Here is an 8,880-nt window from a genome sequence, read left to right as displayed (position 1 = left end):
AATGAGTTATCGCAACTGCCTGTTCCGCCTTTACGACGGCGCGATCAAGAGCGCACAGATCGTGGAGTTCCTCAAGGCACTGCGCGCGCACCTCAAGCGCCGCCTGATGATCATCTGGGACGGCGCCGCGCAGCACAAGAGTCGCATCGTGCGCGACTACCTCGATAGCACTGGTGATGCAGTGCAGATGGCCTTTGTCCCGCCCTACAGCCCGGATCTGAATCCAGTGGAATATCTCTGGGGCTGGCTCAAGCGCCATGCCCTCGCCAACTTCTGCCCACACTCGCTCGCCGAACTCAAAACGACCGCCCGCAATCGGCTGCGTAGCGCACAGCAACGCGCCAACATCATTGCCGCGTGCTGGAAGCAGGCCGAGTTGTGGTGATGTCATCATTTATGCAAGCCTCAATAAGTAGCGCTCATAACTTGTCTCGGATTTTCATCTGATTCTCTTTACGGATCAGCGTAGTCTTGTAATATTAATATTTCTTAACGCCCCCTGACAAAACGACATAGATGAATATTCCGGCCGCAATCAACACGACTTCTGTTCTATTGTACGCACTCCTATCCACCATTTATAAGAGCGCACAGGTTCTGCATAGTCGACCAACACGGGGCACTCCTGCGCCAACCAATGTCATTGATCCGGAATGGCGGCCAGACGTCGACGTTATTGTGCCCTGCTTCAACGAAGACCCGCCCACGCTCAGAGCTTGTCTTACTTCAATCGCAAAGCAAGAGTATGCCGGAGTATTGAACGTTTATGTAATTGATGACGGCTCGAGTAGCCGTGATGCGTTGGTCGCGGTCTACCGGGACTATGAGGAAGATCCGAGGTTTAACTTTATTCTCCTTCCGAAGAATGTGGGTAAACGTAAAGCACAGATCGCCGCAATACGTTCCTCCTATGGAGAACTCATACTTAACGTCGACTCAGATACGACGCTGGCCCATGATGTCGTAAAAAACCTTGTGCTCAAGATGCAGGACAGATCGATTGGTGCCGCCATGGGACAGTTGACAGCCAGTAATCGAAAGCAGTCGTGGTTGACTCGATTGATCGACATGGAGTACTGGCTCGCGTGTAACGAGGAGCGAGCGGCTCAGGGGAGATTTGGCTCCGTTATGTGTTGCTGCGGTCCTTGTGCGATATACCGTCGCTCCGCGCTTCTTCGTCTTCTTGATAAATACGAGACCCAGTTCTTCCGGGGCAAGCAAAGTGATTTTGGTGAAGATCGCCATTTGACGATTCTCATGCTGACTGCAGGCTATCGAACGGAGTATGTTCCTAGCGCTATCGCGGCTACTGTTGTGCCAGATAAGCTCATACCGTATCTTCGGCAACAGCTCCGGTGGGCACGCAGCACATACCGTGACACGCTCCTCTCGCTACGTCTACTTCCCCACCTCAATGGCTTTCTTACGCTGGACACCGTTGCGCAGAACGTTGGTTCGCTATTGCTAGCGATCTCAGTCATCAGTGGACTTGCACAGCTTGTGATGACGGCAACAATTCCTTGGCCGGCGTGCATAACAATTGCCTCAATGACGTTCGTTCGGTCCACCGTAGCGGCTATTCACGCTCGACAGCTTAGATTTTTCGGATTCTCGGCGCATACCCTGATTAACCTCTTCCTTCTACTTCCGGTGAAAGCCTACGCGTTGTGCACACTCGGAAATAGCGATTGGCTGTCGCGGGGCGAGGCATTAAACAGCTCGCACGATAAATCCGTCTATCCATCATCGGAATCTTCGGGAAAATATGCAGATGGGGAAACTCATTCAACTTTTCATTCTGAAATTTCTGGTAAGAAATGTTTGCCTCCTACGTGTGTGACATCGGGAAATGAATTTTATACCGAGTAGGACAACTGGTATTACTCGTCCAAGCTTCCTTCAGAAGACAACAACACACACTTATATTTCGAGCTTCATGTCCAGCGCAGCGATCGAGTTCTCCGGCGTTAGAAAGTCATATGGCGGCAAGCCTGCCGTCAATGATCTATCTTTTTGTGTGAAAACTGGCGAATGCTTTGGCTTGTTGGGCCCTAACGGCGCTGGTAAAAGCACGATTGCTCGAATGGTTCTGGGAATGGCAATGCCTGACGGCGGCACGATCACAGTCCTGGGAGAGCCCGTACCAATACGAGCACGCCGAGCTCGCGCCCGCATCGGCGTAGTTCCGCAATTCGACAATCTTGAACCAGGATTTACGGTACGCGAGAATCTGATTGTATTTGGACGCTACTTTGGCATGACCACAGCCGAGATCGAGGCAGCGATTCCATCTCTGCTTGAGTTCGCACATCTTGAAACGAAATCCCATGCTCGCGTCACGGAACTGTCAGGCGGCATGAAAAGGGCATTGACTATCGCGCGCGCGCTGATCAACGATCCCCAACTTCTGGTAATGGACGAACCTACAACCGGCTTGGATCCTCATGCGCGCCACCTGATTTGGGAGCGATTGCGCTCGCTGCTAACGAAGGGCAAGACTATTCTTCTCACTACTCACTTCATGGAAGAGGCGGAGCGGTTGTGCGACCAGCTTTGCGTAATAGAGGACGGACGCAAGCTCGTTGAGGGAACTCCGCAGAGTCTGGTCCAGAAACAAATCGGTACCGAAGTGCTAGAAGTATATGGCGGCAAACCACACGAGCTGCGTTCATTACTAGCACCATACGGTCCCCGAACCGAAGTAAGCGGCGAGACGCTGTTCTGCTACGCCTCCGATTTGGAACAAATTCGGGTACCTTTACGCGAGCTTTCGGGCCTGCGCGTCCTACAACGCCCCGCAAATCTGGAGGACGTATTCCTGCGGCTAACCGGGCGTGAGATCAGGGAATAAATAATGCGTGACGTACTCATGATGACTTTGCCCGCGAACGCTTGGAACTGGCGCACGGTATGGCGCCGTAATTTCTTAGCATGGCGGAAGGCTGCTCTCGTTTCCCTAATTGGCAATCTTGCAGATCCAATGATGTATCTGTTCGGCCTTGGCTTCGGAGTTGGGGTACTGATAGATCACGTTGAAGGATCTGCATATGTAGCGTTTCTAGCAGCCGGTATGGTTGCTGCGAGTGCAATGACTTCCGCAACGGTCGAGACAATCTATGCGGCCTTCTCTCGGATGCACACGCAGCGCATGTGGGAAGCAGTCCTGTGCACAAAGCTTACGGTTGGCGACGTCGTCCTCGGTGAAATGACGTGGGCGGCGAGCAAAGCCCTACTGGCAGGCACCGCGGTGGCTGCCGTTTCCGCAACATTGGGCTATGCCGATCTCTCGAATATTTTTTTACTAATACCGGTCATTGTTCTAACTGGCTTCGCATTTGCAAGCCTTGCTATGGTCCTCGTCGCGATTGCGCCGAGTTACGATTACTTTGTGTTCTACCAAACGCTTGTCCTCACACCGATGCTTTTCCTGAGTGGTGTTATTTTCCCAGTAGAACAGTTGCCAGGGGCCCTTCATCTTGTGTCGAGAGTCCTTCCACTTTCCCATTCCGTCGAACTCATCCGCCCCGCGATGCTTGGACGCCCGTCGGCGAGTGTCGGTCTGCATGTGTCCGTACTTTGCCTTTACGCAATAGTGCCCTTCTTCCTATCGACAGACCTTGTTCGCCGGCGTCTGATGTCTTGATGATCGCATCGACACTCTGACCAGGGATCAAATCCTTGTACCGCCGCTAACCACTTGATGTATATCTGTGCAACTCTTTAACGAAACCATGCCAACAGCCGCACCATTCGTAATCCTTGGGATGCCCAGAACAGGTACGCACTATCTGGAAGAATTGCTGAATTTGCATCCTAATATGTCGAGCAATGGAGAATTGCTCAATCCGTACGATATGAACTGGCCAGATAATAGCCGACTCCTACGTAGCGATAGGGACCTTCTTGATCTAGCTTATCAACATTACCCCACCCGCTCTGGAAAGACGGCGCTCACCCACGTTGGCTGCAAAATAAACCAACCCCAGTTCCGCGAGCGGCCGGGATTCTTTGAGAACTTGATCGGTTGGCCACATCTTCGTGCGATATTTGTCCGCAGAAATTCTCTGGAGTCGCTGCGATCCCTCGTTCAGGCAAGGACAAGTGGTCAATGGCTACAGTACGGTACGTGCCACTCCCTGGCCGCTCCACCCACCGTAACGTTGACCATCGATGAATGCGAAGCCTACTTCAGGATCGCTGACGACTTCCACACTCTCGTCGCGAATTCCTTTCATCGAGATCGGATTATGACGATCGACTATGAGAATTTACTGCGCAATCCAGCCCCATGCCTCGACGCAATTTGGTCCTTCCTAGGAACATCGCCGCACGCATGCTCAGTACGCACGGCCCTTCGGCGTCAGGAAATGCGACCTCTGCAAGAGACGGTATGCAACTTCGTTGAGCTAAAGCGCCATTTCAGCGGGGGGCCGCATACAAGCTATTTCGAAGCCTAGAATGGCTCAAACCATCGCACGAGCATGCGTATTTTTGTGCCTCAACTTAATTAATTGGTCGACAGGTGACAGTGGTTGGCCTATTAACTCTTCCAATAGGTTACTTTTATGTCGTCGCCAAAAGTTCAGTGGAAACTGCGCTGGGAAAATGATCTTGAACTCTCCGACCATTTAGAATTGGCTGAGTTTTTCAAAGCGACCTATGGTCCGACAGGGCCCTTCAATGCGAAGCCGTTTAGCGGCGGTCGAAGTTGGGCGGGCGCACGGCCTGAGCTCCGCGCCATAGCTTACGATTCTCAAGGGGTTGCGGCACACATGGGCGCACTTCGACGATTCATCAAGGTAAATTCAGCTGATGTGCTTGTGGCCGAACTAGGTCTATACGGAGTTCGCCCGGACCTTGAAGGATTCGGAATTAGCCATTCCATCCGTGCAATGTACCCCGTGCTTCAAGAGCTTCGCATACCGTTCGCTTTCGGGACGGTCAGGCACGAGTTGAAAACTCACTTTTCACGATTGTGCCGACATGGACTAGGAACGATCATCGAAGGAATCCGCGTGCGCTCAACTCTTCCGAACGTCCACTTGGATTTGCCATCCACTCGGGTGGAGGATGTCCTCGTCGTGGTTATGCCAATTAACAGTTCGTTGCAAGAATGGCCAAGCGGCGAAACAATCGAACGCAACGGACCCGAGCTATGAAGACAGGTCTACTGGATTGATTAGTCGGCGACCTTCGAGTAGAAAGAAGCGTGCGTTAGGGTCCACTATTAAGAACCGAAAGATTTGCCCATGCTTTCAAACCTAGAATTGCTGCGTCGTGAATTGAATACAGATGACCCCTGGCGCCTCGACACTAATCCTTACGAACACGAGCGTCACAGACATATGCTTCGATTGTCACTCATGCAGGGCCGAATCACTAATGCGCTTGAAGTGGGATGTGCTGCTGGGGCATTCACGGAGAAACTTGTGGACCACTGCCAACGGCTCACAGTCATAGATGTTGTTCCGCAAGCGATAGCTCGTGCTCGCGACCGACTGAAGGAGCCAGCAAACACTACTTGGATCGTTTCAGATGTCAAAGATTTCTCGACGCGTGACAAGTTCGATCTAATCGTGGTCGCTGAGGTTCTGTATTATTTGGATAACCTTGCAGAAATGCGATCCACGATCCGAAATCTCGCAGGAATGCTTGCGCCCGCCGGACAGTTGGTATTCGGATCGTCACATGACGACACTTGCCGGAGATGGGGGCACATTGCTGGTGCAGAAACTGTGCTTGCTATGCTCAGAGAAGAGTTGACTGAAGTTGAGCACTTTGAATGCAAAGGACAATCGCTCACCGAGGGTTGCTCGCTAGCGCGATTTCGCAAATCCCCGGACGAATCACAACACACACGTTTACCGAGTTATAAAGAGGAAATAGCATGCGGATCTGCGGGATCAAGCTAACGCACGACGGAGCCATCGCCGTGGTAGAAGATGGGAAATTGGTTTTTTGCATCGAGCAGGAAAAGCGAGAGAACAATAAGCGCTATCAGGAAATCGAGAACCTTGAGGAAATTGCCCTCGTTTTGGCGGAACATGGGCTGAACGCTGTAGATATAGACCAGTTCGTCATTGATGGCTGGGATGGAGACGTGGAGTCTAGATTCCACGTCCGTAGTGGATCTGTTCCGATCAGTCTAAAGGGCGCACCGTATGCTGAGAGCGACGCCAATGACCTCCTTGCCTCCCTTGACGGCGACGGTTTGGTGGTCGGCGAAGGTTCATTTCCGTACAAAAGTTTTCCGCATGTGTCAGGGCACGTAGCGGCCGCATACTGCACCAGCCCGTTTGCGCAAAAGGAGCAACCCGCTCTTTGTCTGGTTTGGGATGGCGGCATCGTCCCAAGGCTCTACCATGTGCAGCGTGATGGGGCGCGCCGCGTTGACTGCCTCTTCCCCCTCATTGGCCATATCTATGCGGCGGCGGGTCACTACTTTGGTCCCTATAAGAAACTTGGCGGAGCAGATTGGGATCTCGGCGTGGCAGGCAAGCTCATGGCTTATATTGGGCTCGGGTCCGTCGATGAAAGTACCGTAGCTGTATTTCACAGCCTTTACGAAGAGCACTTCGCTGGTGACAGCGAGTTGGCGCGCAGCTATCGTGCGAATATTAGGGCACCTGAAGGCTCGTTGAAACCCGTCCGTGATTTTTTCCAAGCTAGCCTGCCCCGACTTGAAGGGAAGCTTCACCAAGATGTTCTTGCCTCCTTTCACGTCTTTCTCGAGCGCCTTCTCGTTCATGAAATCGGAATGGCGCTGCAGCGCCATTCAATACAAGTGCCCCAAAACCTGTGCATCGCTGGGGGATGTGGGCTAAACATCAAATGGAATAGCGCATTACGTGAGAGTGGCTTATTCGCTGCAATATGGGTCCCTCCGTTCCCCAACGACAGCGGCTCGGCAATTGGTGCGGCTTGCTGTGCGATGGCTGCGGACCAGGGGTTCATACCGTTGGAATGGTCAGTGTATAGCGGGCCTTCCGCAAAACTTGGCGTCGTCCCTCCGGGATGGACCGCGTCTCCGTGCACGATTTCGGAACTCGCCCGCATACTTACAGATAACAAGCCAGTCATTTTTCTTGCAGGTCGTGCCGAATTGGGCCCTCGGGCTTTGGGCGGAAGAAGCATTTTGGCAGCCCCAACTTCGGCTGCAATGAAACGTCTTCTGAACGATGTCAAGCATCGAGAGCATTTTCGACCGGTGGCGCCAATATGCCTTGAGGATAAGGCAATGTCCATCTTTGAGCCTGGTACTCCGGATCCCTACATGCTCTTCGACCATCTAACGCGTAAGGAATGGCGCGACAAGATCCCTGCGGTCGTGCATCTTGACGGTACTGCTCGTTTGCAAACCATCCATAGAAGTTCTGAACATCCCGTCGCAAAGCTTTTGGTCGAATATGAGAAGCTAACAGGTATTCCTTTGCTCTGCAACACAAGCGCGAATTTCCACGGCCGAGGATTTTTCCCCGACGCTGCGTCCGCTTGTGAATGGGGGCGCGTGGAACAAGTTTGGTTCGAGGGTATTCTTTGGGGAAAAACGGAAGGAAGCGTCACGACATTGAATGTGGACGAAGCAGTAATGTGTTCCAAAGGAGCATAGACCCGATAGTGGCGGCATCGCTCCCGACGTAGCTCCGCGTTTCAGGGCTAGACGTTCAACTACCTTCGCCCAATTTGTACGTAGACTTGGCAGGACGCGTTTGCAAGCCCGGGCGCCCGTGTTGTTTGCAAAGTCCAATTTCACGCACGTATACGAAATATGATGAGCGATGCTCGCACTCCTCACCTTTACATCCACGACTTCGGAGTCGGTCCGGAATCGAGAGCGCAACTGCTTGGTCAGGCGCCGTCCATCCTCTGGTTCACAGGCCTGTCCGGCGCAGGGAAATCGGCGATTGCCGACCGGCTTGAGGCAGCCCTGCATGCGCGCGGGCGGCTCACTTACATTCTCGATGGCGACTCAGTCAGGCGTGGCCTTTGCAAAGATCTTGGCTTTGACAAGGAGGATCGACGCGAAAATGTTCGACGCGTGGCTGAAGTTGCCAAACTGATGGCCGACGCCGGCATCGTAGTGCTTGTATGCCTTATCTCACCCTTCCATTCCGACCGAGAGCTTGCTAGGTTGATTGCGGGGAAACATGTCTTTGCTGAAGTTTACGTTCACGCACCGTTGGCCGTAGCGGAGGCTCGCGATCCTAAGGGACTATATCGACTTGCCAGACGGGGGGCGATCCAAAACTTCACCGGCATTGATTCGCCATATGAAAGACCAACGAGTCCCGATGTCTTCATCGACACATGCACAATGTCTAGCGATGAAGGAGCCAATATGGTATTGGACTGGCTGTCTCGTCATTAAATATGTTGAGAAGGTTTGAGCTTGATAGTGTGAATCCGAGCCCATATCAAGTCCCTCTGGGGTTAAAAGTGTCTAGCCTCGAAGACGCAAACGCACCTCACACCAAAGAAGGAGTTTTGCCTATACGCCACCCAAGACTACCTGTGATTAAGTTTTGGCAGGGGGCGACAGATACCCGACCCTAGCGCGGCCCCTGGTCGAAGATATACCACGGCGTCCTGCTTGCAATAGCGTGAAAAGCAGCACAGCAGCCCATTCCCACAGTAGGGTTGAGAGCTCTACACACAATTCCGCCTGTCGGAGCAGGCCGGAAATTGTTCTGCCGGCGATTTCAAGAGCGAAGTGCAACACCCTGCGGGTTATTGAACAGGGAGCCGGTCAGTTGGGTTGGCCAGGACCTGAGCGAGGACTTGCAAAGGTGTGTGCCCGTTTAGGGTTTTGCGTGGCCGGCCGTTGAGGCTGTCGGCGATGGCGTCGAGGTCATCTTGCGAGTAGATGGACAGGTCCGTGCC

The 8,880-nt window shown here is 52.9% G+C and carries 9 protein-coding genes and 1 pseudogene; 9 read left to right on the top strand and 1 reads right to left on the bottom strand.

Annotated features, from left to right (window positions below; genetic code table 11):
* The 9 genes from J8I34_RS32440 to cysC all read left to right on the top strand — a co-directional run.
* On the top strand, positions 1-385 hold a 385-nt coding region (locus tag J8I34_RS32440; RefSeq protein ID WP_209808300.1), incomplete at its 5' end, for a transposase.
* Between the two features lie 131 nt (positions 386-516).
* Complete coding sequence (nodC, locus tag J8I34_RS32435; protein ID WP_209808298.1) at positions 517-1,869, top strand: chitooligosaccharide synthase NodC; 1,353 nt, start codon at positions 517-519, stop codon at positions 1,867-1,869.
* Positions 1,870-1,936: 67 nt separating this feature from the next.
* Positions 1,937-2,851: a nodulation factor ABC transporter ATP-binding protein NodI gene (gene nodI / locus J8I34_RS32430; protein ID WP_209777734.1), complete on the top strand. Its 915-nt coding sequence runs from the start codon at positions 1,937-1,939 to the stop codon at positions 2,849-2,851.
* A 3-nt stretch (positions 2,852-2,854) separates the two neighbouring features.
* Complete coding sequence (locus J8I34_RS32425; RefSeq protein WP_209777737.1) at positions 2,855-3,643, top strand: ABC transporter permease; 789 nt, start codon at positions 2,855-2,857, stop codon at positions 3,641-3,643.
* 88 nt (positions 3,644-3,731) lie between these two features.
* On the top strand, positions 3,732-4,457 hold the full coding sequence (locus J8I34_RS32420; RefSeq protein ID WP_209777755.1) for a sulfotransferase: 726 nt from the start codon (positions 3,732-3,734) through the stop codon (positions 4,455-4,457).
* Between the two features lie 108 nt (positions 4,458-4,565).
* Positions 4,566-5,159: a NodA family N-acyltransferase gene (locus J8I34_RS32415; RefSeq protein ID WP_209777739.1), complete on the top strand. Its 594-nt coding sequence runs from the start codon at positions 4,566-4,568 to the stop codon at positions 5,157-5,159.
* Positions 5,160-5,249: 90 nt separating this feature from the next.
* Positions 5,250-5,912, top strand: coding sequence for a nodulation methyltransferase NodS (nodS, locus tag J8I34_RS32410; protein ID WP_209777742.1), 663 nt, complete (start codon positions 5,250-5,252; stop codon positions 5,910-5,912).
* The gene (gene nodU, locus J8I34_RS32405; protein WP_209777744.1) at positions 5,888-7,609 is read left to right on the top strand and encodes a nodulation protein NodU; all 1,722 of its coding nucleotides are present in this window, start codon (positions 5,888-5,890) and stop codon (positions 7,607-7,609) included. Before nodS ends, nodU begins: the two co-directional genes overlap by 25 nt.
* A 162-nt stretch (positions 7,610-7,771) precedes the next feature.
* A complete protein-coding gene (cysC, locus tag J8I34_RS32400; protein ID WP_245176308.1) occupies positions 7,772-8,368 on the top strand; it encodes an adenylyl-sulfate kinase in 597 nt (198 codons plus the stop codon).
* A 359-nt stretch (positions 8,369-8,727) separates the two neighbouring features.
* On the opposite strand, the pseudogene J8I34_RS32395 reads toward cysC, so the two are convergent.
* A pseudogene (locus J8I34_RS32395) lies at positions 8,728-8,880 on the bottom strand (IS30 family transposase); the annotation flags it as partial.

This window comes from Cupriavidus phytohabitans (assembly GCF_017815025.1).
Lineage (GTDB): Bacteria > Pseudomonadota > Gammaproteobacteria > Burkholderiales > Burkholderiaceae > Cupriavidus.
This window is presented reverse-complemented; position numbering and strand designations above follow the sequence as displayed.

What these genes read in the sequence shown, in the direction of transcription:
- nodC (WP_209808298.1), top strand. Translation starts at nt 517, where the DNA reads ATGAATATTCCGGCCGCAATCAACACGACTTCTGTTCTATTGTACGCA.
- nodI (WP_209777734.1), top strand. Translation starts at nt 1,937, where the DNA reads ATGTCCAGCGCAGCGATCGAGTTCTCCGGCGTTAGAAAGTCATATGGC.
- J8I34_RS32425 (WP_209777737.1), top strand. Translation starts at nt 2,855, where the DNA reads ATGCGTGACGTACTCATGATGACTTTGCCCGCGAACGCTTGGAACTGG.
- J8I34_RS32420 (WP_209777755.1), top strand. Translation starts at nt 3,732, where the DNA reads ATGCCAACAGCCGCACCATTCGTAATCCTTGGGATGCCCAGAACAGGT.
- J8I34_RS32415 (WP_209777739.1), top strand. Translation starts at nt 4,566, where the DNA reads ATGTCGTCGCCAAAAGTTCAGTGGAAACTGCGCTGGGAAAATGATCTT.
- nodS (WP_209777742.1), top strand. Translation starts at nt 5,250, where the DNA reads ATGCTTTCAAACCTAGAATTGCTGCGTCGTGAATTGAATACAGATGAC.
- nodU (WP_209777744.1), top strand. Translation starts at nt 5,888, where the DNA reads ATGCGGATCTGCGGGATCAAGCTAACGCACGACGGAGCCATCGCCGTG.
- cysC (WP_245176308.1), top strand. Translation starts at nt 7,772, where the DNA reads ATGAGCGATGCTCGCACTCCTCACCTTTACATCCACGACTTCGGAGTC.